The organism is Winogradskya humida (assembly GCF_016862215.1).
GTDB lineage: Bacteria > Actinomycetota > Actinomycetes > Mycobacteriales > Micromonosporaceae > Actinoplanes > Actinoplanes humidus.
This window is the reverse complement of the sequence record NZ_BOMN01000010.1, coordinates 169075-191214: the sequence shown is the minus strand read 5'-3', so window position 1 is coordinate 191214 and position 22140 is coordinate 169075. Positions and strand designations below refer to the sequence as shown.

Here is a 22140-nt window from a genome sequence, read left to right as displayed (position 1 = left end):
CAAAGGTACCCGGAGGTTCCCATCGCGAAATCTAGCCTGACGCCATGCAGATCATCACCCAGCACACACTCGGCGGCCCCGAGGTGCTCACCATCATGGACGCGCCGACACCCCGGCCGCTGCCGACCGAGGTCCTCGTCCGGGTCAGGGCAATCGGGCTGAACCCGCTGGAGGCACGCCTGCGCGCCGGTGAGTTCCCGCTGCTCGGCAAGCCGCCGTTCATCCTCGGCTGGGACATCAGCGGCGTGGTCGAAACGGCACTGACCTGGCGCTTCAGGCCCGGCGACGAGGTGTTCGGAATGTCGCTGTTCCCCCGTGCCGCCAACGCTTACGCCGAGGTCGTGGCAGTTCCGGCATTGCATCTGGTACGCAAACCAGCATCGCTCCCGCACATCGAAGCCGCCGCGCTACCCATCGTCGGGCTGACGGCGTGGCAGGGTCTCGTCGACATCGCCGGCGTCACCGCGGGGGACCGCGTCCTGATCCACGGCGGTGGCGGCGGGGTCGGCCACGTCGCCATCCAGATCGCAAAAGCACTCGGCGCGCACGTGATCACGACCGCCGGCGGGCGCAAGCGGGAATTCGTCGAGATGCTCGGCGCCGATGAGGTGATCGACTACACGACTGTCGACTTCGCCGAGGCGGTCCGCGACGTCGACGTGGTGCTCGACACGATCGGTGGTGACACCGTCGAGCGGTCGCTGGGCGTGCTGCGCCCGGGTGGGCACCTGGTGACGGCGGTCGCCGAGGACGATCAGCAGCTCATCACCATGGCCGAAGGCGCCGGCCTGCGCTTCAGCGGGATCGCGGTCGACCCCGATCCGGTCGCGCTGCGTGGTCTTGTCGACCTCGTCGAATCGGGCAGGCTGCGGGTCCACGTGCAGGAGACGTTCCCGTTCGACCGGGTCGCCGACGCGCATCGGCTGCTGGAGAGCGGTCACCTTCAGGGCAAGCTCGTCCTCGCCGTCTGAACTCTTCCCGGGGGTCCGGGCCAGGGAACCCGGTTGCGGGGCCGGGGCAGGCCTGGAACGGTACGGGTTTCCGTGACACCCGTGAGGTTCCCGTGACGATCTACTTCTATGGCGCCGAGGAAGTCCCTCATGGTTGCTTCTCGAACTTCTCCGACCACGGCTTCGACCTCGACGGGCTGTGGTGGCCGACCTCGGAGCACTACTTCCAGGCGCAGAAGTTCGAGGGCACCCGTCACGCTGATCTCGTCCGGCGCGCCCGCACACCGCTGCGGGCAGCGGAACTGGGCCGTGATCCGGCAAAGCTCCTGCGCAGGGACTGGGAACGGGTCAAGGACGACGTCATGCGCCGCGCGGTGGCCACCAAGTTCGGCGCGCATGCCGACATCCGCGACATTCTGCTGTCCACGGGAAACGAAGAGCTCGTCGAGGACACCACCACCGACCACTACTGGGGTCGAGGCAGGACCGGAAACGGCAAGAACATGCTCGGCCGAATCCTGATGCGCACCCGTCACCAGCTCCGCGCCGAAGCCCTTGAAGGCAACGACCGCCACGGCAGGCCCAACGCGAGCTAGAAGATCCGGCCCGAGCCAGGTTGGGCCTGGGCCGGGTGCGGCCCGTGCCGGGTCGGGCCTGGGCCGGGTGCGGCCCGTGCCGGGTCGGGCCTGGGCTGGGTGCGGCCCGAGCCAGGTGCGGGCCGAGCCAGAAATCCCGGACAGAGGCAGGTCTGAATCGAGCTGGACCCCCAGCGCCAACCAGACCGCCCGGCGCGAGTCAGCCCCCAGCGCGAGTCAGACCGCCCAGCGCGGGCCAGGCGGCGGCGCGAGTCAGGTCGCCTGAGGCTGAGCGGGTCCCTCGGTCCGGCCGGCGCGAGTGGCCGGCCGGGACCAGGGGCGTGGGGAAATCAGCCGCGGGCGGCGAGGGCCTGCTGGTAGAGGCGGCCGGCGCGGTAGGAGGAGCGGACGAGGGGGCCGGACATGACGCCGGCGAAGCCGATCTGCTCGGCTTCGTCGCGCAGCTCGACGAATTCTTCGGGCTTGACCCAGCGCTCGACCGGGTGGTGGCGGGGGGTGGGGCGGAGGTACTGGGTGATGGTGATGAGCTCGCAGCCGGCGGCGTGGAGGTCGCGGAGGGCCTGGGAGACCTCTTCGCGTTCTTCGCCCATGCCGAGGATGAGGTTGCTCTTCGTCACCAGGCCGGCGGCTCGGGCCTGGGTGATGACGTTGAGGGAGCGGTCGTAGCGGAAGCCGGGGCGGATGCGCTTGAAGATGCGCGGGACCGTCTCGACGTTGTGGGCCAGGACCTCGGGGGTGCTGCCGAAGACCTCGGCGAGCTGGTCGGGCTCGGCGTTGAAGTCGGGGATGAGGAGCTCGACGCCGCAGCCGGGCTGGAGCTTGTGGATCTGGCGGACGGTTTCGGCGTAGAGCCAGGCGCCGCCGTCGGGGAGGTCGTCGCGGGCCACGCCGGTGACCGTGGCGTATTTGAGGCCCATGGTGGCGACGGATTCGCCAACGCGGCGGGGCTCGTCGGCGTCGAACTCGGCCGGTTTGCCGGTGTCGATCTGGCAGAAGTCGCAGCGCCGGGTGCACTGGTCGCCGCCGATGAGGAAGGTGGCCTCACGGTCTTCCCAGCACTCGTAGATGTTGGGGCAGCCGGCTTCCTGGCAGACCGTGTGCAGGCCTTCCTTCTGGACGAGCCCGCGCATATGCGTGTATTCGGGGCCCATCTTGGCCTTGACCTTGATCCACGGCGGCTTCCGCTCGATGGGAGTTTCGGCGTTGCGCGCCTCGATGCGCAGCATGCGGCGGCCCTCGGGAGCAATAGTCACAACTTGAGGTTACGCCGGAAGCTTGATCAACTTGAGCAGGGGCGACGAGGCTCACGTGAGCTGAAGTGTGAGTGCGCTCACGTCCTGCCGATAAATCCCTCGCGACGACTCCCGTCCCGTTGTTAACCTCCTGGCCAAGGCACTGACGGAACCAAGTAACGCCCTGGTGAAGGCCGAGAGAGCCACCGCCCGCTGTGAAGGTGGCCCGGAGCCAGAGCGCGAAGACACTCCCGAGCCGAGCACGACAAGAGGCGCCGGCCGACAAGCCGGCGTAAAGGTGTGGTGGCACCGCGAGGATCCCGCTCGCCCACACCTCCCTGGGGCCGCGTTGCAGACCCACGAGGAGGAAAACGCCATGCAACGCATCCTCTCCACCGAACTCCCCGGCAAAGAGAAGCAGACCGTCACGATCGCCGGGTGGATCCATCGCCGCCGGCTGCTCAAGTCGGTTGCCTTCCTGATCGTCCGGGACGCCGCCGGCTTCAGCCAGGTCGTGATCACCGACCCGGCGGTCCGCGAGCAGATCGAGTCCCTGGCCGAAGAGACCGTCGTCGAGGTCACCGCTCAGGTCACCGCGAACCCCGCAGCTCCGGCAGGGGTCGAGCTGACCGGGCCGCATATCAGGGCTCTGAGCAGCGCTGTGGGCGTACACAAGCCATTTGAACTGCATCGACCCGAGCTGGGCGCGACCATGGCGACGCAGCTGGACCATGCGGCCCTTGCTCTTCGTCATCCGTCGCGTGCGACGGCACTGCGGGTCTCTGCGGCAGCGGCCGCGGGTTTCCGGGAGGCGCTCGAGCGGCAGCGGTTCGTCGAGATCCACACCCCCAAGATTGTGGGTACGGCGACCGAGTGCGGTGCGAACGTCTTCACGCTGGACTACTTCGGGTCGCCCGCCTACCTCGCCCAGTCGCCGCAGTTCTACAAGCAACTGATGGTCGGCGTCTTCGAACGGGTCTACGAGGTGGGGCCGGTGTTCCGGGCCGAGCCGCACGACACCGCGCGGCACCTCGCGCAGTACACGTCGCTCGACGCGGAGCTCGGGTTCATCACCGACCACCGCGACGTGATGGCGGTGCTGACCACGGTGATCGCCGGGATGGTCGCGACGGTGGAGTCACGCACGGGGGTCGCGGTGCCGTCGGTGCCGTCCGAGATCCCGGCGGTGCACTTCGAGGAGGCGCTGCGGATCGCCGGTGCGCCCGCCGACGAGCCCGACCTCGCGCCGGCGCATGAGCGGGCGCTGGGGGAGTGGGCGGTGCGGGAGCACGGGTCGGAGTTCGTCTTCGTCACCGGCTATCCGATGGCGAAGCGGCCGTTCTACACCCATCCTCAGCCGTCCGACCCGCGCTGGAGCAACAGCTTCGACCTGCTGTTCCGGGGGCTCGAGCTGGTCACCGGCGGGCAGCGGCTGCACCGGTACGAGGACTACCTGGCGGTGGCCCCCGCGCCGGAGAAGCTGGCCGGATATCTCGACGGGTTCAAGTACGGGATGCCGCCGCACGGTGGTTTCGCGATCGGGCTGGAACGGTTCGTCGCGCGGCTGACCGGCGCGGCGAACGTCCGGGAAGTGACCGCCTTCCCGCGCGACCTGCACAGAGTGACGCCCTGAGGCTCACGCGAAATACGCGATGGTCACGCCGGCGACGATCAGGATCGGGATGATCGTCATGCAGATGAGGATCCACCAGGCGACGGGGTGGCCGAAGTTCAGGGCCACGCCGCCGCTCTTCTTGGGGACGAAGACGCGTTTGTCACGCGGCTCGTTGTAGAGCTTCACAGCAGGGTCGGCAGGTGTCGTTCGACGACCGGGAGGACGTCGGCGACGGTGACCTGCCGGCCCAGCTCCCACGAGAGCGAGGTCACGCCGGCGTCGCGGATGCCGCAGGGGACGAAGCGGTCGTAGTTCGACAGGTCGCAGTCGGCGTTGATGGCGAAGCCGTGCTGGGTGACCCCGCGGGCGACGCGGATGCCGATCGCGGCGACCTTGCGGTCCGGGCCGCGGTCGTCGGCGCGGACCCAGGCGCCGCTGCGTCCCTCGACGCGCTCGGCGGTCACGCCGAACTCGGCGCAGACGTCGATGAGCAGCTGCTCGGTGCGGCGCACGTAGGCGACCACGTCGATCGGGTCGGCGAGCTTGATGATCGGATAGCCGACCACCTGGCCCGGGCCGTGCCAGGTGATCTTCCCGCCGCGGTCGACGTCGACGACGGGGGTGCCGTCCATCGGGCGGTCCAGCGGCTCGGTGCGCTTGCCGGCGGTGAACACGCTGGGGTGCTCGAGCAGCAGGATCGTGTCGGGCTGGGTGCCCGCGACCACGGCGTCGTGCAGCCGGCGCTGCTCGTCCCAGGCCTCGCGATAATCGACCAGGCCCGGACGCAGGACCTGAAGCGTGGAAGTCGTCACGCCCCCAGCGTATCCCCGCGCGAAGCGCCCCCGATCAGGCCTGCCCGTCGCGACCCTCGCCCGGGATCGACTGCGGGTCGATGCCCGGGCGGATCCGCCATACGAGGACGTCCTCGACGCGCTGGCCGGGCCCGAACAGGTCGGTGGTGGTGCGGATCAGTGACTGGCGGAACAGCGGTCCCGCGGTGCCCGTGAGCTTGTCGGGGATGAAGACGGCTTCGACTCCCCAGTAGGCCATGTCCTCGCGTACCCGCGAGCGGTCGTAGTTGTCGATGTCGTCGACGAAACCGGTCAGCGCGGCCTTCAGGAACATCCGGTCGGTCCACCGGGACGGCGCGCCCGCCCGGCCCGTGCCGGCGAGGCCGCCGGGGCCGAGGAAATACCCGGCGGGGATGCGGTACTGCTCACCACGACGGGACATCGTGTACGCCTGCCACCGCTGAGCATCCGCCGCCGACGGTGACGAGAACGGCAGAGCCGACATGACGCCGTTCCTCGGCACGTACTTCTTCCACGTGCCGTCGGCGACGAACTTCGGCTCGGTGGCGCGGCCGCTGGTCAGCACGGGAGTGGGGATGATCGGCACGAGCGCCGCCGCGAACGCGACCCCCCAGATGACCCGCGCGTACGAGCGGTAACGGCTGGAGAAGACGCGATCGGCGAGCAGCGCGACGGTGATGCCGATGACCCCGGTCGTCACGAGGGCGAACCGGGCGGGCAGTGCCGAGTCGAAGATGGGCCAGTCGCGGACGACGGCGTAGAGCAGGGGGATGTCGTGGTATTCCTTCGCGAACCAGTGCAGCCGCGGTCCGAACGACAGCACCATGAAGAGCAGCCCGACGACGGTCAGCGCCCGCATCGTCGATTTGCGGGAGCGCCCGGCCCGCCACCAGAGCAGGACCGTGGCGATGACCATCAGCGCGAGCAGCGGCCAGCCCCAGAACGAAGCGCCCTCGGTCTGGTTGGACGCGAGGTCGCCACGCTGGATGCCGAAGAAGCCGGCCAGCGATCGGAAGGGGTAGAACAGCCCGGCGGCGGCGTCCTCGACGTAGCGCTTCTGGTTGAAGCCGGTGCCCTTGAACGAGCCGGGACCGGCGAAGTGCATGTAGAGCGGGTACGCGAGCAGCGCCCCCGCCACGACCGCACCGATCACGAGGGAGAGCAGCGCCCTGGGGGCTGCCCGGAGCACCTGGGGCATGGTGTCGCGCGACAGCGACCACACGAGCACGAAGATCACGACCGCGAGGACGAGGTCGAAGAGCATCTCCGGGGCGATGGAGAAGCCGGCGGCCATCAGCAGGCCGAGCACGATCCCGTTGAGCAGCCAGCGCCGGGGTGTGCGCAGCCGCAGCATCCACCAGAGCAGCACGGGCGGGAGCCAGGCGGCCGTCCAGTTGAGGTGGCCGTTGGCGTGGGAGATCCAGCCGGGGGCGAAGCCGCAGAACGCGGCGCCGATGAACGCGGCTGCCTTGTGCTTGACGGCGAAGCGGAGCAGGAACGCGTACCAGGCGATGCCCGCACCGGCCAGGTTGAGCATGAGGATCGTCACATAGGTGACCTGGGGGCCGGCCAGATAGGTCAGCGGGGCGAACACCACCGCGTAGACCGTGATGGACGTGTTGGCCGCCAGGTTGACCCCGATCGGCGCGTTCATCAGGCCGGTCCAGAACGGGTCGGCGCCGTGCGCCACGATCTGCACGCCGTAACCGAGCACCCACTCGAAGAAGCTGTGGTCACCCTCGTTGTAGAGCACCGAGCGGCGGTCGGGATCGGCCCAGATCCCCGACGTGATCCAGTAGCCCATGCCCAGGAAGGCCAGGGCGGCGATGATGTGCAGGGGCCATGCCCGGCGACGGCGCTGAGGCTGTTCGGAATCCGCCTTTTCGGTGTCTGCGGTGTCGTCGTCGGAGACTTCGGAGAGGGTGGGTGCTACGGCCACCGGCAGAAGTTAGCAGTGCCAGGCAAGATTCACCTGCCGGTTCGGGCACGGCGGAACAAGTTCACTTTTTCTTCTTATTGGGGATCCACACCCGGCCGGATCCGCCACAGCAGCACACCCCCGACCCGCTCCGGCTGACCGAGCAGGTCAGTCGCGGTGATCTCCACCGCCGAGCGGTACAGCTGCGAGTGCGAACCGGTGATGTCGTCGGCCAGGAAGACGGCCTCGATGTTCCAGTACTTGAAATCCTCGCGGGCGCGTTCGCGGTCGAAGTCGTCGATCGGCTGCATGTAGCCGTAGAAGGCCGCGCGGAAGAACAGCCAGTCGGTGTTGCGGGCCGACGCACCGATCTGACCGGTGCCGTCCGGGCCGCCCGGACCGAGGAAGTAACCGTCCGGGATGCGGAACTGCTTACCGGCCCTTGCCATGGTGTACGCCTGCCAGCGCTGCCCGTCCGCCATGTCCGTGGTCGCGAACGGCAGCGTGGACAGCACCCCGTTGTCGCTCACGTAGTCACGCCAGATGCCGTCGGCGATGAACGCCGGCTCGGGGGCGCGGTGCTCGGTCACGATGGGCAGCGGGAAGAGGGGGAGCAGCGCGAGGGCATAGCCGGCCGCCCACACGGTGTGCGAGGTCACGGAGGGCAGCGGCTCGCTCAGCAGCCGGTCGGCGGTGAGCGCGAGCACGATGCCGAACACGCCGACGACCACCAGCGCGAGCCGGGCGGGCAGGGCGGAGTCGAACAGCGGCAGGTGCATCAGGGCCTGGTACGGCAGCCAGATGCCGGTCAGCGGCTTGAAGATCTTCAGCTCGGGCCCGAGCGAGAGGACGAAGAAGACCACGCCGACCGTGATCAGCGCGGCCAGGGTGGACCGCCGGCCCGCCTCCGCGCGCCGCCACAGCGTCACGAAGGCCACCACGATCAGGACCATCAGGGGCGCCCCGAAGTACGACGTCTCCTCGGTCGCGTTCGGGGCGAGGTCGTTGCCCCACCCGAGCGAGCCCGCGATGGACCGGGTCGGATATTCGAAGTACGCGGCGAGGCCCTCGGAGTAGTAGAACTGGTTGAAGCCCGTACCCGTGAAGGTCCGTGGCCCGTCGAAGTGCATGTAGAGCGGATACATCAGCAGGCCGAGCGCGATCACCGCGGCGGTCACCAGCCCGGCGAGCACGGTCGGCAGGGCGGCCCGCGCCTCGTGCCGGGTGGCCGGGAGCAGTGACCAGACGGCCAGGAAGATCCCGCTGGCGAGGGCGGTGAAGAAGAGACCCTCGGCGGCGATGGAGAAGCCGACCGCGATGAGGATGCCCAGGACCACGCCGTTCCTGATCCAGCGCCCCGGCTCACGCAGCTTGAGCACCCACCAGAGCACCACCGGCGCGACCCAGCCCGCCGTCCAGTTGAGGTGGCCGTTGGCATGCGAGACGAAGCCGGGCGCGAAGCCGCAGAAGATGCCGCCCAGCGCCGCCGCCGCGGGGTTCCTGACCAGGTAGCGGCGCAGGAACAGCCACCAGGCGAACGCGGAGCCCGCTAGGTTCAGCGTGAGGATCGCCACAAAGCTGACCTGAGGGCCGGCGAGGAACGTCAACGGCGAGAACAGGACCGTGTAGACGGTGATCGACGTGTTCGCCGCCAGGTTGACCCCCAGCGGCGCGTTCATCATCCACGTGTAGAACGGGTCGGCGCCGTGGCTCAGCGTGTAGACCCCGTACCCCAGGATCCATTCGAAGAACGCCTGGTCACCCTTGTTCTCCGCGATCGCGCTGGTCGCGGGGTCACGCCACAGTCCATTCGTCATGTACGCGGCCAGCACCAGCGACGCCACGCCCATGATCAGGTTGGGGCGCCACGACCGCAGGCGGGCACGGGCGCGGGCACCACCGGACACGGCCGGCGGCTCGGCGGACTCGGACGGGGCTGTCTCTACGACGGACACCCGCCGGACGTTAGCAAGCCTTCCCGTGAACTCAGGCGACGGCAGGCGTTTCTTCCCCCACGGCGGCACGCAATGCCGCCTCCAGGGTGGGATATGAGTACGCGAACCCGGCCCGTTCGAGCACCCCCGGCAGCACCCGCTGGCTGCGTAGCGCCTCGTCGGCGAACCCGCCGAGCGCGACGTGCAGCGCGATCCCGGGCACCTGGAGCAGCGCCGGCCGGTGCAGCACCTTACCCAGCGTGCGGGTGAACTCGGCGTTCGTCGCCGGCGCGGGCCCGACGAGGTTGACCGGGCCACTGACGTCGTCCCGCTCGAGCAGGAACTCCACCGCGTCGAGCCAGTCGGTCAGCGCGATCCACGGCACCCACTGCTTGCCGCTGCCGAGCTTGGCGCCGCCGCCGAGCTTGAAGAGCGGCATCTGCGGCTTCAGCAGGCCGCCGTGCTGGTCGAGCGGGAGCCCGGTGCGCATGAGGGCCACCCGGACGCCCGCGTCCTCGGCGGGCCGGGCGGCAGCCTCCCAGACCCGGCACACGTCGGAGAGGAAGCCACTGCCCGCCGGGGCCTCCTCGGTGACCTCGCGGTCGCCGGTGTCGCCGTACCAGCCGACGGCCGACGACTGCAGCAGAACCTTCGGCCGGTCCTCGGCGGGGAGCTTGCGGATGGCGTGGGCGAGCGTGCCCGTGCTGTCGACGCGGCTGCTGCGGATCAGGCTCTTGTAGCTCGCCGTCCAGCGCTTGTCGCCGACCCCGGCGCCGCCCAGGTTGATCACCGCGTCGGCGGCGACCAGGCAGGCGGGGTCGACCTGGCCGGTCGAGGGCTGCCAGGTCACCTCGTCGGGCCCGCTCGCGGGGCGCCGGACGAGCCGGACGATGTCGTGACCGCTGGAACGCAGCCGCTCGGCGAGATGGGTGCCGAGGAACCCGGACGCGCCGGCCATGAGGATCCGCATGGTCACCATCATTCCCGTCTTTGGTGTGCCGCAAAACAGAAGAAGGGGCGCTTGCGCGCCCCTTCTTCCCCAAGCAGTGCTTTTACGTCAGGAGCTGAGTCCGAGGTCACCCTCGAACTGGCCACCCTCGAGACGCTCCTTCAGCGTGACCAGGAAGCGGGCGGCGTCGGCGCCGTCCACGATCCGGTGGTCGTAGCTGAGCGCCAGGTAGATCATCGAGCGCGGCACGATCAGCTCGCCCAGGTTGGGGTCGTCGACGACCACGGCGCGCTTGACGACCGCGCCGGTGCCGAGGATGCCGACCTGCGGCTGGTTGATGATCGGGGTGTCGAAGAGCGCACCCCGGCTGCCCGTGTTGGTCAGCGTGAACGTGCCACCGGACAGCTCGTCCGGGCTGATCTTGTTGGTGCGGGTGCGCTCCGCGACATCCGCGATCCGCTTGGCCAGCCCCGCGAGGTTGAGGTCCCCGGCGTCCTTGATGACCGGGACGATCAGGCCCTTCGGGGTGTCCACCGCGATGCTCAGGTGCTCGCCGTCGTGGTAGGTGACCGTGCCGGCCTCCTGGTCGATGGACGAGTTGACCACCGGGTGCTGGCGCAGCGCCTCGACCGCGGCGAGAGCGAAGAACGGCATGAACGAGAGCTTCACACCGTTCTTGGCCAGGAAGTCGGCCTTGGCGCGCTGCCGCAGCTGGGCGATCTTCGTGACGTCGACCTCGACGACCGTGGTGAGCTGCGCCGAGACGTGCAGCGACTCGACCATGCGACGGGCGATCGTCGCGCGGATGCGGGTCAGCTTCTCGGTGCGGCCCCGCAGCGGGCTCGGCTCCGGCTTGGCGGCCGGCTTCGTCTGCTGCGGTGCGGCCGGCGTGGCTGCCGGGGCGGGAGCGGCGGCCGCCGCCTTCGCCGCGGCGGCCTTGTCGGCTGCCTCGATGACGTCCTGCTTGCGGATCCGGCCGCCGACGCCGGTGCCGGTCAGCGCCGACAGGTCGACGCCCTTCTCGGCGGCGAGCTTGCGGACCAGCGGGGTCACGTAACCGGCGTCGCCGGCGCCGTTGCTGCGGACCGTCTCGGCGGCGGGCGCGGCGGCCTGGGCCGGGGCCGGCTCGGCGTTGCGCTCGGCGGCCGACGGGTCCTTGGCCGTCTCGGCCTCGGCGGACGGGTCGGCGTACGACCCGCCGGGCTCCCAGGACGGGGCCTGCTGCGTCTCGATCTTCGGCTGCGGAGCCTGCTGCGGCGCGGGGGCCTGCTTCGGGGCCTCGGCCTTGGGTGCTTCGGCCTTGGGGGCCTCCTGCGCGGGGGCGGGCTTCGGCGCCTCCTGAGCGGGCGCGGCCGGGGCGCTGTCGGCGCTGCCGATGATCGCGAGGTCGGCGCCGACGTCGGCGGTCTCGTCCTCCTGGACCTTGATCTCGAGGACAGTGCCGGCGACCGGCGACGGGATCTCGGTGTCGACCTTGTCCGTGGAGACCTCGAGCAGCGGCTCGTCGACCTCGATGGTGTCGCCGACCGCCTTGAGCCAGCGGGTGACGGTGCCCTCGGTGACGCTCTCGCCGAGGGCGGGCATCTTGACGGCGGTGCCCTCGCCGCTGCCGCCCGTCGAGGCGGCGGCCTGCGGCGCGGGAGCCTCGTCCTCGACCGGCTTCTCGGTCGACGGCGTGGTCGGTGCGGCGGGCTCCGGCTCCGGCTCGGGCTCCGCCGCAGCGGCGGGGGCCTCGGCGGCGGGCGCCGGGGCCGCGGAACCCGCGTCCTCGCCGTCGCCCGCGATGACCGCGAGCTCGCTGCCGACGTCGGCCGTCTCGTCCTCGCCCACGACGATGCGGGAGAGGACACCGGCGGCCGGCGAGGGGATCTCGGTGTCGACCTTGTCGGTGGAGACCTCGAGCAGCGGCTCGTCCGCCTCGACGCGCTCGCCCTCCTGCTTGAGCCAGCGAGTGACGGTGCCCTCGGTGACGCTCTCACCCAGCCGCGGCATGGTGACCGATACCGGCATGTCTCAGAACTCCTTAACCGCTTTGCTAACGGATCGTGATCAGCTGTGGGAGTGCAGGGGCTTGCCCGCGAGCGCGAGGAAGGCCTCGCCGAGGGCCTCGTTCTGCGTCGGGTGCGCGTGCACGAGCTGCGCGACCTCTTCCGGGAAGGCTTCCCAGTTGTAGATGAGCTGGGCCTCGCCGACGAGCTCGCCGATGCGGGCGCCGACCATGTGCACCCCGACGACCGGTCCGTCGTTGACCCGGACCAGCTTGACGAAGCCCTGGGTCTTGAGGATCTGGCTCTTGCCGTTGCCACCCAGGTTGTAGTTGTACGTCGAGATCTTGTCCGCGCCGTACTGCTCCTTGGCCTTGGCCTCGGTGATGCCGACCGAGGCGACCTCGGGGTCGGAGTAGGTGACGCGGGGGATGCCGGCCTCGTCGATCACGGCGGGGTGGAGCCCGGCGATCTCCTCGGCGATGAAGATGCCCTGGGCGAAGCCGCGGTGGGCGAGCTGCAGGCCGGGGACGATGTCGCCCACGGCGTAGATGTTGCCGACGCCGGTGTGCAGCCGCTCGTTGGTGATCACGAAGCCGCGGTCCAGCGTGACGCCCTGCTCCTCGTAGCCGAGGTTGGCGGTCGTCGGGCCACGGCCCACGGCGACCAGCAGGATCTCGGCCTCGACGGTCTCGCCGCCGGCGAGGGTCGCGCGCACGCCGTTCTCGGTGTGCTCGACCTTCTCGAACGGCTTGCCGACCTTGAAGTTGATCTTGCGCTTGCGGAACGCGCGCTCGACCGCCTTCGAGATCTCCTCGTCCTCGGCGGCCACGAGCCGGGGCAGCGCCTCCAGGATCGTCACGTCGGCGCCGAACGACTTCCACACGCTGGCGAACTCGACGCCGATGACGCCGCCGCCCAGCACGATCGCGGAGCTGGGCACGCGGTCGAGCTTGAGGGCGTGCTCACTGGCCAGCACCCGCTTGCCGTCGACCTCGAGGCCGGGCAGCGAGCGTGAGTAGGAGCCGGTCGCGAGGATGACGTTGCGGCCGGTGTAACGCTTGCCGTCGACCTCGACGGTGTCCTTGGCGACCAGCTTGCCGGCGCCCGGCACCACCGTGATCTTGTCGTTCTTGAGCAGGCCCTGCAGGCCCTTGTAGAGCCGGGCGACGACGCCGTCCTTGTACGCGTTGACGCCGGCCATGTCGATGCCGACCAGATCGGCCTTGACGCCGAACTGCTCGCTCTCGCGGGTCTGGTCGGCGATCTCCGCGGCGTGCAGCAGCGCCTTTGTGGGGACACAACCGCGGTGCAGGCAGGTGCCGCCCAGCTCCGCCTTGTCGATCAGCGCCACGGTGAGGTTCAACTCGGCCGCGCGGAGGGCGGCGGCATAACCACCGCTGCCGGCGCCGAGGATCACGATGTCGAAAGTTCCGCCAGGCTGGCTCACGTCATACTCCCAGATCGCCCTGTCGCGAGATCTTCCGTTGCCACATGGGTCACATGGTGGAAACGGTCACAGCTGTCCAACCCATCTTGTCACTGCACGTTTCAATCGATGCAGTCAGGTGCCGCAAGACACGTGGATTCCCGTACTCTTCTACGGCAGCTGACCGCACGTAGTCAGCCGACCCGGAGGAGTGTTCGTGGCCTGGTTCCGACGGCGCCGGGAGCCGTCCCGCACGAGCGGCCGCCTCGCGAACCGCGAAGATCTGGAATACCTGACGGAATTCGTCCGTTCCCGCCGTGGTGTCGAGGCTTTCATCGAACCACGGACCACGGTCACGGAGACGACGATCCTGCTGATCGCCCATGACGGCGAGTGGACCCGCCGCCGCATCGACTCCCCGGAGAACGCGCGCCGCTTCGCCCACCAGCTCGCGATGCCGATCTACGACATCCGGCTGATGGGCTATCCGCAACGGATGCGCGACTACAACGCCCGCCAGAAGCGCCGCCCTGCCTGAGTCTTTTACAGCGTCAGGACGATCTTGCCGCGGGTGTGCCCGGTCTCGCTCAGCTCGTGCGCCGCGGCCGCCTGCTCCAACGGGAAGACCGCGGCGATCGGCACGCTGAGCCGCCCTTGCGCAGCAAGATCAACAACTTCGGCCAGGCCGTCGTCAGCCTGCGGGTCCGCCCCGGGTCCGGCAGACCGCGACATGTGTACGCCGTGAGCGTCCGCGGTCAGATCCGCGATGCTGACCACCTTGCGTGGATCACCGGCCAGCTCGACGAGCTCCGACAGCGAACCGGACCCCGCACAGTCCAGCACGGCGTCCACGGGTGTGGCGACGCGCTCCTTGAGGCCCGGCCCGTAGGTGGCCGGCGTCGCCCCGAGCCCGGTCAGGAACGCGTGATTGCGCTCGCCGGCCGTACCGATGACCTTCGCGCCCCGCGCCACCGCAAGCTGCACGGCAATGCTGCCCACACCCCCGGCCGCGCCCTCGATCAGCAGCGTGGTGCCGGCCGTGACGCCGAGCAGGTCCAGGGTGCGGGCGGCGGTCTCCGCGTTCGCGGCCAGCCCGCCGGCCTCCTGCCAGGTCAGGTTTGGCGGCTTCGGCACCCACAACGCCAGCACCGCGAACTCGGCGTTCGCCCCACCCATCCGCGCCAGATCGGTCATCCCCAGCACCTCGTCACCCACGGTCACCCCGGTCACGCCCGGGCCGACCTCATCGACCACCCCGGCGGCGTCGGCACCGGGCACATGGGGCAACGGCAGCGGGATCCAGTCCTTGAACCGCCCGGACCGGACATACCAGTCGGCAGGCGTCACCCCTGACGCGCGGACGGCGACGCGGACCTGCCCCGGCCCTGCATGCGGCTCGGGGACCTCGGCGACGCGCAGGACGCTTGAGGGGCCGTACTCGGAGAATTGCAGTGCTCTCATGCCGGCCGACGCTAACGGGACGCCCCCGTCCGCTTGGCTAAAGTGAGAGCCGTGACCGACACATTGCCTCGCTCCGCCGCGGGTTCCACGCAGGCGCCCGCCGTGCGCTCCGCCGTGGGTTCCGCTCCGGCGCCCGCCCTGCGCTCCGACGCCCGCGACAATCGCGACCGGATCCTGGAGGTCGCCCGCGCGGCGTTCGCGACCGAGGGCCTCGAGGTGCCGCTGCGCGAGATCGCCCGCCGGGCCGGTGTCGGTCCCGCCACCCTCTACCGGCGGTTCCCGACCAAGGAGTCACTGGTCACCGCGGCCTTCGCGGACCAGATGTCGCTCTGCCTGACGATCGTCGAGCGGGGACTGGACGACCCGGACCCGTGGCACGGCTTTCGCGCGGTGATCGAGCAGCTGTGCGAACTGCACGCCAAGGACCGCGGTTTCACCGCCGCGTTCATGGCGGCCTACCCCCGCGCGATCGACTTCGCCGCCGGCCGGGAACGGGCGCTGCTGGCCTTCTCGACGCTGGCCCGGCGGGCGAAGGACGTGGGCATGCTGCGGCGGGAGTTCGTGCTCGACGACCTGGTCCTCGTGCTGATGGCCGCCGGAGGCATCCGCTCAGCCGGCCCGGCCAGCGCCGTCGTGGCCGCCCGCCGCTTCGCCGCCGTCACCCTCGAAGGCCTGCGCGTCACCCCGGACGCCACGCCCCTGCCCCCGGCAGCCCGCCTCCCCATGGTCCCGGTCGCCTGAGCGCCAGGGCGCATCTGATGGATCAGATGCGCCCTAGGCGAATGGGGGGCGGGTGTCGATTTCCATCCAGCGTTCGGGGTGGGCCATGGGGGTGAAGCCGGCTTTGGCGTAGACGGTGTGGGCGTCCAGGGTGGCAAGGACGACGCGTTTGATGCCGTGGCGGTCGGCCCAGGTGGTGGACCAGGTGGCGATGGTGGTTCCCAGGCCCCGGCCTCGGTGGGTGGGGGCGACGTAGACGTCGCAGAGCCAGGTGAAGGTGGCCTTGTCGGAGATGATTCGGGCTACGGCTACCTGTTCGCCGGTGGGGGTGTAGAGGCCGACGGGGGTGGAGTTGGCGAAGGCGCGTTCGATTGTTTCGGGGGTGCGGCCCTTGGCCCAGTAGGCGTCGGTGGTGAGCCAGCCGATGATGCGGGGCAGGTCGAGGTCGGTCGGGTCTTCGCTCAGGCGGTAGTCGCTCACCAGATCATTTCACCGTGTGCGGGGGTGGCGGGGCAGCGTCCACTTGGCGGTCTGTGGTCTGGATCTTGGCGGGACCACAGATGTGAGCCCGGAAGCGGCGTGATGAGGCCGGGTACGGCAGCTACGTCGCTGTGGCGAACTCGGTGCTGGGGGCTGGGCGTACTGATAAAAAAGCGCCGCCCGGCACAGAACCGGGCGGCGCCTTTCGCAGAGCTTGTCAGCCGTTGGCCGCGATGTCGTCGATCAGGGCGAGGAGCGTGCGGACCGGGACGCCCGTGCCGCCCTTCGTCCAGTAGCCGGTGGGCTCGCCGGTGTGGTAGCTCGGGCCCGCGATGTCGATGTGGGCCCAGGGGAGGCCCTCGGTGACGAACTCGCGGAGGAAGACGCCGCCCTGGAGCATGTGGCCGGCGCGGTCCATGTTCGCGTTGGTCTGGCTGATGTCGGCGATGTCCGAGTCCATGCCCTTGCGGACGTCGTCGGGCAGCGGCATCGGCCAGGCCGGCTCGCCGACCTTGTCGCCCGCGACCTTGACCCGCTCGCAGGTGTCAGGGTCGCCCATGATGCCGGCGATGCGCTTGCCGAGGGAGATGATCTGGCCACCGGTCAGCGTGGACGTCTCGAAGAGGTAGTCCGTGCCGTCGGCGATGGCGCGCGCGATGCCGTCGGCCAGGACCATGCGGCCCTCGGCGTCGGTGTTGAGGACCTCGACGCGCTTGCCGTTGAACATCGTGATGACGTCGCCCGGGCGGTAGGCGGTGCCCGACGGCATGTTCTCGGCGATCGCCAGGTAGCCGCTGACCGCGACGTCCGGCTTGAGCGCTGCGACCGCGAGCAGGGTGGCGCCCACCGCGGCGGCGCCGGCCATGTCGGACTTCATCTCCCACATGCCGGCGGACGGCTTGATGCTGATGCCGCCGGTGTCGAAGGTGATGCCCTTGCCGACCAGTGCGACACGCTTGGGGTTCTCGACGCCCTGCGGCGTGTAGGAGAGCTTGACCAGTCGCGGCGGCGCTTCGGAGCCCTGGCCGACGGCCACGATGCCGCCATAGCCACCCGCCTTGAGCTGGTCGAAGTCGAGGACCTCCACCTCGAGGCCGGTGCCTTGCGCGGCAGCCGCGACGGCGTCGGCGAAGCTCGGCGGGCGCAGCTCGTTGGGGGCCATGTTGACCCAGTCGCGGGTCAGCCGGACCGCCTTGGCGACGGCCTCGGCGCGGGTCACCTCGGCGAGCGCGGCGTCGTCCTTCGCGTCGGCGACGGTGACCTGCAGGGACTTCACCGGCTCGCGGCGGTTCGGCTGCGGCTTGGTCTTGTAACCGGCGAACCGGTAACCGCCGAGCAGCGCGCCCTCCAGGATCGCGCGCAGCACGCCGGGCGCGTCCGCGTCGTCGGGGACGGGAAGCGCCAGGGCCACGGTCTCGCTGCCGGCGAGTGCGCGGACGGCGGCACCCGTTCCCCGGCGCAGCGTCTCGGTGGCCGGTGCGGAACCGGAAGGTTCGTCGCCGAGGCCGACGGCGACGATCAGCGGCGCGGCGACGGTGCCCAGTGTGGCGAGCTTCGTCACCTCGCCGGGGGCGCCGGTGGCGCCGAGAAGGGCCAGGGTCGCGGTCAGCTTGCCGTCGAAGGCGGCGGCGATGCTTTCGGCACCGGCCGCGGGCAGCAGCGTGCCGCCCTCGTCGGGCTGGCTGTGCAACCCGATGACCAGGGCGTCGACGGCCAGCTCGGCGGGGTCGCCGTCGGCCAGGCTCAATGAGGGGGCGGGGTGGGTCACTCGAGGCTCTCCGCGATCGCTGGGCCGGGGCTGACTCGTGGGACGTCCCGGCGGCGTGGTCCGTCCGGTGCGGGTCGCGCCGGACGGCGGTGGTGTCCCGCCGATGCTAACCACATGCAAGGTCACGGGTAAGTTGCCACTCATGTCCGACGACCTGCTTCGCTCGCCGCTGCACGAGCGCCACACCGCCCTCGGAGCCAAGTTCGCCTCCTTCGGAGGGTGGGACATGCCCCTGGAGTACGCAGGCGGCGGAGTCCTGCGCGAGCACGCCGCCGTCCGCGACGCCGTGGGTGTCTTCGATGTCTCCCACCTGGGCAAAGCCCGCGTTTCCGGCCCGGGCGCGGCGGACTTCGTCAACGCCTGCCTGACCAACGATCTGGCCCGGATCGAGCCCGGCAAAGCGCAGTACACCCTCTGCTGCGACGACGCGTCCGGCGGCGTGGTCGACGACCTCATCGCCTACCTGATTTCTCCTGACGAAGTTTTCCTGATCCCGAACGCCGCGAACACCGCCGAGGTCGTCCGCCGCCTCGCCGCAGCCGCCCCCGCCGGCATCACCGTCACCGACGAGCACCGCGACTGGGCCGTGCTCGCCGTGCAGGGCCCCGATTCGCCCGCGACGGTCAAGGCACTCGGGTTGCCGGTCGAGCACGACTACATGTCCTTCTCGACGACAACGCTGGACGGCGTGTCGCTGATCGTGTGCCGGACGGGGTACACGGGGGAGACCGGGTACGAGCTGGTCGTACCGTGGAACGACGCCGTACAGGTCTGGGACGCGCTGGTCGCTGCCGGGGTCCGGCCGTGCGGGCTCGGCGCGCGGGACACCTTGCGCACGGAGATGGGCTACCCGCTGCACGGGCAGGAGCTGTCGCTGGACATCACGCCGGTCCAGGCGCGGTCCGGGTGGGCTGTCGGGTGGTCGAAGCCGGCATTCTGGGGCCGCGACGCGCTGGTCGCAGAGAAGGCCGCAGGGCCCGGGCGGTCACTGCGAGGCCTTGAGTTGACCGGTCGCGGCATCCCGCGGGGTCACATGCAGGTGTACGCGGGGAGCACGCTGATCGGCGAAACCACGAGCGGCACGTTCTCGCCCACGAAGAAGGTCGGGATCGCGCTGGCGCTGCTGGACAGCGCGGCCGGGGTCGCTGACGGGGATCTCGTCGAGATCGACGTGCGGGGCCGGCGGATCGAGGCCAAGGTCGTGAAGCCGCCGTTCGTGCAGACCTCGGTTCGCTGATTCGCGTTTTGTCAGGACGCCAGGGCTAGGGCGACGATCGTTGCGGTCGTCGCCAGTTCTGTCGTTGCGCCCAGGACGTCGCCGGTGATGCCGCCGAAGCGTGTGGTCGCGTGTCTGAGCAGCAGGAATGTCGCGGCTATGACCGCTGCTACGACTGCTGGGCCCGCCCAGGGGATGCCGGGGACCGCTGCTGTGGCCAGCGCGGCGATCAGGAGTGCCGCGCTGGCTATGACCGGGTAGGGGACTGTGCCTGCTGCCAGGGCGCCCAGGCCTTCGGGGCGGGCTGCCGGGACGCCTTTGCGGCAGGCGATGCTGATGCCGAGGCGGCCGGTTGCCCAGGCTGTCACGATTGCCCAGATGTTGACCGAATGCCCGGTGAGCGAGCGCGCGAGGTCCGGCTGACCGGTGAGTGCGGCTGCTTGCAGGAGCAGGATCAGGACGATTGCCGCCACGCCGAATGGGCCGATGTCGGCTTTTTTCATGATTTCTAGGGCTTTGGGGCCTTTTTGGTAGGAGCCCAGGGCGTCCACCGAGTCGGCCAGACCGTCGAGGTGCAGGCCCCTGGTCAGCAGGACGCCCGCGGTGACGGTCAGCGCGGCGCCCAGCAGGGTCTGCGGCAGGAGCGCGTGCAGACCGCCCAGCACCAGTCCGAGCAGGGCGCCGATCAGAGGCGCGAGGCTCATCGCCCCGGCCGCCGTCCGCCGATCGATCCGGCCCGCCCGAACCGGCAGCACCGTCAGCGTCGTCACCGCCAGCCGGACCGAGTCGAGCAGCATCATGCCCGCCGCCCGTGCTGAGCCGTCAGCGTCGTGCTCGCCGCTCGCGCCAAGTCGATCTGCGTCACGCCCGCCGCCCGTGCTGAGCCGCCGCCCGTGCCAAGTCTGGCAGCCCGGTGGTCGCCGCCCGGGTCCAGTCAGGCAGCGTCATGCTCGTCGCCTGGGCCCGGTCAGGCAGCGTCGTGCTCGCGGCTCGGGCTGAGTCGATCTGCGTCATGCCCGCCGCCCGTGCTGAGCCGCCGCCCGAGTCTGGCAGCGTGTTGGTCACCCGTCGGGTCGGACCGGGCAGCGCCGTGACCGCCGCCCGGGCACTGTCAGGCACTGGCGGGGCCGGGGCCGTCCGGTTCGGGCTCGATGAACTCGGCGTCGTCCTCGGCGTCGGTGGTGTCGTCGTCGTATTCCGGGGCGGCGTCGAGCAGTGCGGGGTGCACGGGCAGTGCCGCGGCGAGGGCGATCGACGTGCGCAGCAGTGGGAGGGCGGCCAGTGCGTTGGCGCCCTCGCCGAGGTCGAGGCCGAGCTCCAGAACCGGGGTCAGGCCGAGCACGTCCGCGCCCTGGCGGACCAGTTGGTGTGTGCCCGCGTCGGCGAGCAGGCACCAGTGGCGGCTCTGCGCGGCGAGGTCGCGGGCCACCAGGCCGGCTGCGATGCCGAGCGGGCCGTCCACCAGGACCGGGATCCGGTGGGAGGCGGCGCCGAGCAGGGCGCCCGTCGCCACGGCCAGGTCGGCGCCGCCCAGCTGGGCCAGGATGTCCTTCGCGCCGCGGGGCTCCTGCCGGATCCGGTGCATCGCGTCCCGGACCGCGGCGCAGCGCTTCATCCACGCCTCGTCGTCGTAGAAGCCGCCGGGCGCCAGCACCCGGGGGAGCACGGCCACCGGCTCGGCACCCGTCGTCGCGGCGAGGACGGCTGCGGCTGCGGCGTCCGTGCCGGCGCCGCAGGAGGCGATGATGAGAGCCTCGCGGCCGTCGACGACCGCCGCCTCGGCGAGCCGCCAGCCCTGGCGCAGGGCCGCGTCGACCGCGTCCTCGTCCAGCACCGGGCCGTCCTCCATGGCCCCGGACTCCGCCACGCGAACCACGGCGATGTCCGCGTCGGCACTCGCGGCGAGTCGCGCGAGGGCTCCCTCACCGGCCTCGGCCTGCGCCGCGCGGCGATCCGACTCGGCGGGATCGGCCCCTGCGGCACCGCCACCGGTGTGGCGGCCGTCGATGAGCAGGACGCGCACCGGGCCCCAGGGGCGGGGGATGGCCGTGCCCTGGGTGGCCGCGGCGAACTCGATGGCCTCGACCAGCACGCCCACACCCGCGCCCGGAAGGTCGAGGCGGGCGAGGCGGTCACGGGCGTCGGGGCCCGCGTCGCTGTCGGGCAGGGGGAGGTCCATGCCGGCCTGGATGACCGGGATCTCGCCGCCCTCGTCGTCGGCTGAGGGCTGGGCCTGCACCACCGTGGCGGTCGTCGCCGTGCTGACGGCCGTGAGCGGCTGTGCCGCCGTCGCGGCGGTCACCTGAGCTGCGGCTGCGCCGGCTGTGGCCGGTGCGGCTGGGCCCGGTGCGGCTGGGACCGCTGAGGCTGGTGCGGCCGGGCCCGCTGTGGCCGGTGCTGCGCCGGCTCGTGCGGGCTCGGTCGCTGTCGCGTTGTCGGCCTGGACGTCGGTGATGATGCCGGGCTGGTCGGCGCCGGTCTTCAACCAGGCGGGGCGGCCCGCGACGACCAGGACGACCCGGTCGCAGGCGTCGGCGAGGGCCTGGTTGGCGGTGCCGAGAGCGTCGGCGAAGGCGCGACCCAGCGGCGTCTGCGGCACCAGCGACAGACCGACCTCCGGGCTGACCACGACCACGCGCGCCGCGCACGCGCGAACCGCCTCGGCCAGCGCGGTGACGGTCGCCACGTCGTCGTTGGGCTGCAGGGCCGGGTCGAGCAGCGAGGCCACCCATCCGCCGAGGTCGTCGACGAGCAGCGTGTCGTCCGGTTTCGCCTCGGTCAGCACGGCCGTCAGCCGGGCCGGGTCGGCGCCGGTCTCCTCCGTCGTCCATGACTGCGGGCGGCGGCGCTGATGCGCCTCGATGCGGCCACGCCACTCGGGATCGTCCTCACCACCCACCGCCGTAGCGATGTAACGCACCGAGGCGGCCCCCGCGACCAGCGCCTCGGCGAACGCGGACTTGCCCGATCGGATCCCGCCGAGCACCAGGACCGAACTCCACCCGTCACCAGACATGCCCCGTACCTTAGATCCGTCGTCCTGCCCCGTGCGGGCCGACCCGGCGCGCTTGTGGA

The 22140-nt window shown here is 70.8% G+C and carries 19 protein-coding genes; 6 read left to right on the top strand and 13 right to left on the bottom strand.

The window, feature by feature from the left end; translation table 11 throughout:
* Positions 1–44 precede the first annotated feature (44 nt).
* Together Ahu01nite_RS03505 and ybiA are read left to right on the top strand one after the other, a co-directional pair.
* Positions 45–971 (top strand): NADP-dependent oxidoreductase, encoded by a 927-nt coding sequence (locus Ahu01nite_RS03505; RefSeq protein WP_203834888.1) that lies wholly within the window; start codon positions 45–47, stop codon positions 969–971.
* 92 nt (positions 972–1063) lie between these two features.
* Complete coding sequence (ybiA, locus tag Ahu01nite_RS03500; protein ID WP_203834887.1) at positions 1064–1546, top strand: riboflavin biosynthesis intermediates N-glycosidase; 483 nt, start codon at positions 1064–1066, stop codon at positions 1544–1546.
* A gap of 329 nt (positions 1547–1875) precedes the next feature.
* Here ybiA and lipA read toward each other — a convergent pair whose 3' ends face one another.
* On the bottom strand, positions 1876–2772 hold the full coding sequence (gene lipA / locus Ahu01nite_RS03495; RefSeq protein ID WP_203834950.1) for a lipoyl synthase: 897 nt from the start codon (positions 2770–2772) through the stop codon (positions 1876–1878).
* A 382-nt stretch (positions 2773–3154) separates the two neighbouring features.
* Here lipA and aspS point away from each other — a divergent pair, with 382 nt between their 5' ends.
* Positions 3155–4411 (top strand): aspartate--tRNA(Asn) ligase, encoded by a 1257-nt coding sequence (aspS, locus tag Ahu01nite_RS03490; RefSeq protein WP_203834886.1) that lies wholly within the window; start codon positions 3155–3157, stop codon positions 4409–4411.
* A gap of 3 nt (positions 4412–4414) precedes the next feature.
* Here aspS and Ahu01nite_RS03485 read toward each other — a convergent pair whose 3' ends face one another.
* The 7 genes from Ahu01nite_RS03485 to lpdA form a co-directional block, all read right to left on the bottom strand.
* On the bottom strand, positions 4415–4579 hold the full coding sequence (locus tag Ahu01nite_RS03485) for a peptide ABC transporter substrate-binding protein (RefSeq protein WP_203834885.1): 165 nt from the start codon (positions 4577–4579) through the stop codon (positions 4415–4417).
* On the bottom strand, positions 4576–5205 hold the full coding sequence (gene lipB, locus Ahu01nite_RS03480) for a lipoyl(octanoyl) transferase LipB (protein WP_203834884.1): 630 nt from the start codon (positions 5203–5205) through the stop codon (positions 4576–4578). Before lipB ends, Ahu01nite_RS03485 begins: the two co-directional genes overlap by 4 nt.
* A 34-nt stretch (positions 5206–5239) precedes the next feature.
* On the bottom strand, positions 5240–7144 hold the full coding sequence (locus tag Ahu01nite_RS03475; RefSeq protein ID WP_239158586.1) for a DUF6311 domain-containing protein: 1905 nt from the start codon (positions 7142–7144) through the stop codon (positions 5240–5242).
* Positions 7145–7218: 74 nt separating this feature from the next.
* The gene (locus Ahu01nite_RS03470; RefSeq protein WP_438874753.1) at positions 7219–9078 is read right to left on the bottom strand and encodes a DUF6311 domain-containing protein; all 1860 of its coding nucleotides are present in this window, start codon (positions 9076–9078) and stop codon (positions 7219–7221) included.
* A gap of 31 nt (positions 9079–9109) precedes the next feature.
* Positions 9110–10027 carry a TIGR01777 family oxidoreductase gene (locus Ahu01nite_RS03465; RefSeq protein WP_203834883.1) on the bottom strand — a complete coding sequence of 306 codons (918 nt, stop codon included), beginning with the start codon at positions 10025–10027 and terminating at the stop codon, positions 9110–9112.
* Between the two features lie 87 nt (positions 10028–10114).
* Positions 10115–12016 (bottom strand): 2-oxoglutarate dehydrogenase, E2 component, dihydrolipoamide succinyltransferase, encoded by a 1902-nt coding sequence (gene sucB, locus Ahu01nite_RS03460; RefSeq protein ID WP_203834882.1) that lies wholly within the window; start codon positions 12014–12016, stop codon positions 10115–10117.
* A 39-nt stretch (positions 12017–12055) separates the two neighbouring features.
* The gene (gene lpdA, locus Ahu01nite_RS03455) at positions 12056–13441 is read right to left on the bottom strand and encodes a dihydrolipoyl dehydrogenase (RefSeq protein WP_203834881.1); all 1386 of its coding nucleotides are present in this window, start codon (positions 13439–13441) and stop codon (positions 12056–12058) included.
* A 196-nt stretch (positions 13442–13637) separates the two neighbouring features.
* On the opposite strand from lpdA, the gene Ahu01nite_RS03450 reads away from it, so the two are divergent.
* Positions 13638–13958: a hypothetical protein gene (locus tag Ahu01nite_RS03450; protein WP_203834880.1), complete on the top strand. Its 321-nt coding sequence runs from the start codon at positions 13638–13640 to the stop codon at positions 13956–13958.
* A gap of 5 nt (positions 13959–13963) precedes the next feature.
* Here Ahu01nite_RS03450 and Ahu01nite_RS03445 read toward each other — a convergent pair whose 3' ends face one another.
* Positions 13964–14881 carry an NADP-dependent oxidoreductase gene (locus Ahu01nite_RS03445; RefSeq protein WP_203834879.1) on the bottom strand — a complete coding sequence of 306 codons (918 nt, stop codon included), beginning with the start codon at positions 14879–14881 and terminating at the stop codon, positions 13964–13966.
* Positions 14882–14932: 51 nt separating this feature from the next.
* Here Ahu01nite_RS03445 and Ahu01nite_RS03440 point away from each other — a divergent pair, with 51 nt between their 5' ends.
* Positions 14933–15622, top strand: a complete 690-nt coding sequence (locus tag Ahu01nite_RS03440; RefSeq protein WP_239158585.1) for a TetR/AcrR family transcriptional regulator — start codon at positions 14933–14935, stop codon at positions 15620–15622.
* Positions 15623–15655: 33 nt separating this feature from the next.
* On the opposite strand, the gene Ahu01nite_RS03435 is transcribed toward Ahu01nite_RS03440, so the two are convergent.
* The gene (locus Ahu01nite_RS03435; protein ID WP_203834878.1) at positions 15656–16081 is read right to left on the bottom strand and encodes a GNAT family N-acetyltransferase; all 426 of its coding nucleotides are present in this window, start codon (positions 16079–16081) and stop codon (positions 15656–15658) included.
* 217 nt (positions 16082–16298) lie between these two features.
* Positions 16299–17849: a leucyl aminopeptidase gene (locus Ahu01nite_RS03430; protein WP_203834877.1), complete on the bottom strand. Its 1551-nt coding sequence runs from the start codon at positions 17847–17849 to the stop codon at positions 16299–16301.
* A gap of 142 nt (positions 17850–17991) precedes the next feature.
* Between Ahu01nite_RS03430 and gcvT the strand changes: the two genes are divergently transcribed.
* Entirely contained in the window at positions 17992–19086 is a 1095-nt protein-coding gene (gene gcvT / locus Ahu01nite_RS03425) for a glycine cleavage system aminomethyltransferase GcvT (RefSeq protein WP_239158584.1), read from the top strand.
* Positions 19087–19097: 11 nt separating this feature from the next.
* Here gcvT and Ahu01nite_RS03420 read toward each other — a convergent pair whose 3' ends face one another.
* Both Ahu01nite_RS03420 and Ahu01nite_RS03415 read right to left on the bottom strand, forming a co-directional pair.
* Complete coding sequence (locus Ahu01nite_RS03420) at positions 19098–19865, bottom strand: adenosylcobinamide-GDP ribazoletransferase (protein ID WP_203834875.1); 768 nt, start codon at positions 19863–19865, stop codon at positions 19098–19100.
* Positions 19866–20176: 311 nt separating this feature from the next.
* Positions 20177–22081, bottom strand: a complete 1905-nt coding sequence (locus Ahu01nite_RS03415) for a bifunctional adenosylcobinamide kinase/adenosylcobinamide-phosphate guanylyltransferase (protein ID WP_203834874.1) — start codon at positions 22079–22081, stop codon at positions 20177–20179.
* Positions 22082–22140 lie beyond the last annotated feature (59 nt).

Coding starts and splice junctions, on each gene's coding strand:
- Ahu01nite_RS03505 (WP_203834888.1), top strand. CDS start 45: ATGCAGATCATCACCCAGCACACACTCGGCGGCCCCGAGGTGCTCACC.
- lipA (WP_203834950.1), bottom strand. CDS start 2,772: ATGCTGCGCATCGAGGCGCGCAACGCCGAAACTCCCATCGAGCGGAAG.
- aspS (WP_203834886.1), top strand. CDS start 3,155: ATGCAACGCATCCTCTCCACCGAACTCCCCGGCAAAGAGAAGCAGACC.
- Ahu01nite_RS03465 (WP_203834883.1), bottom strand. CDS start 10,027: ATGCGGATCCTCATGGCCGGCGCGTCCGGGTTCCTCGGCACCCATCTC.
- sucB (WP_203834882.1), bottom strand. CDS start 12,016: ATGCCGGTATCGGTCACCATGCCGCGGCTGGGTGAGAGCGTCACCGAG.
- Ahu01nite_RS03445 (WP_203834879.1), bottom strand. CDS start 14,881: ATGAGAGCACTGCAATTCTCCGAGTACGGCCCCTCAAGCGTCCTGCGC.
- gcvT (WP_239158584.1), top strand. CDS start 17,992: ATGTCCGACGACCTGCTTCGCTCGCCGCTGCACGAGCGCCACACCGCC.
- Ahu01nite_RS03420 (WP_203834875.1), bottom strand. CDS start 19,865: ATGATGCTGCTCGACTCGGTCCGGCTGGCGGTGACGACGCTGACGGTG.
- Ahu01nite_RS03415 (WP_203834874.1), bottom strand. CDS start 22,081: ATGTCTGGTGACGGGTGGAGTTCGGTCCTGGTGCTCGGCGGGATCCGA.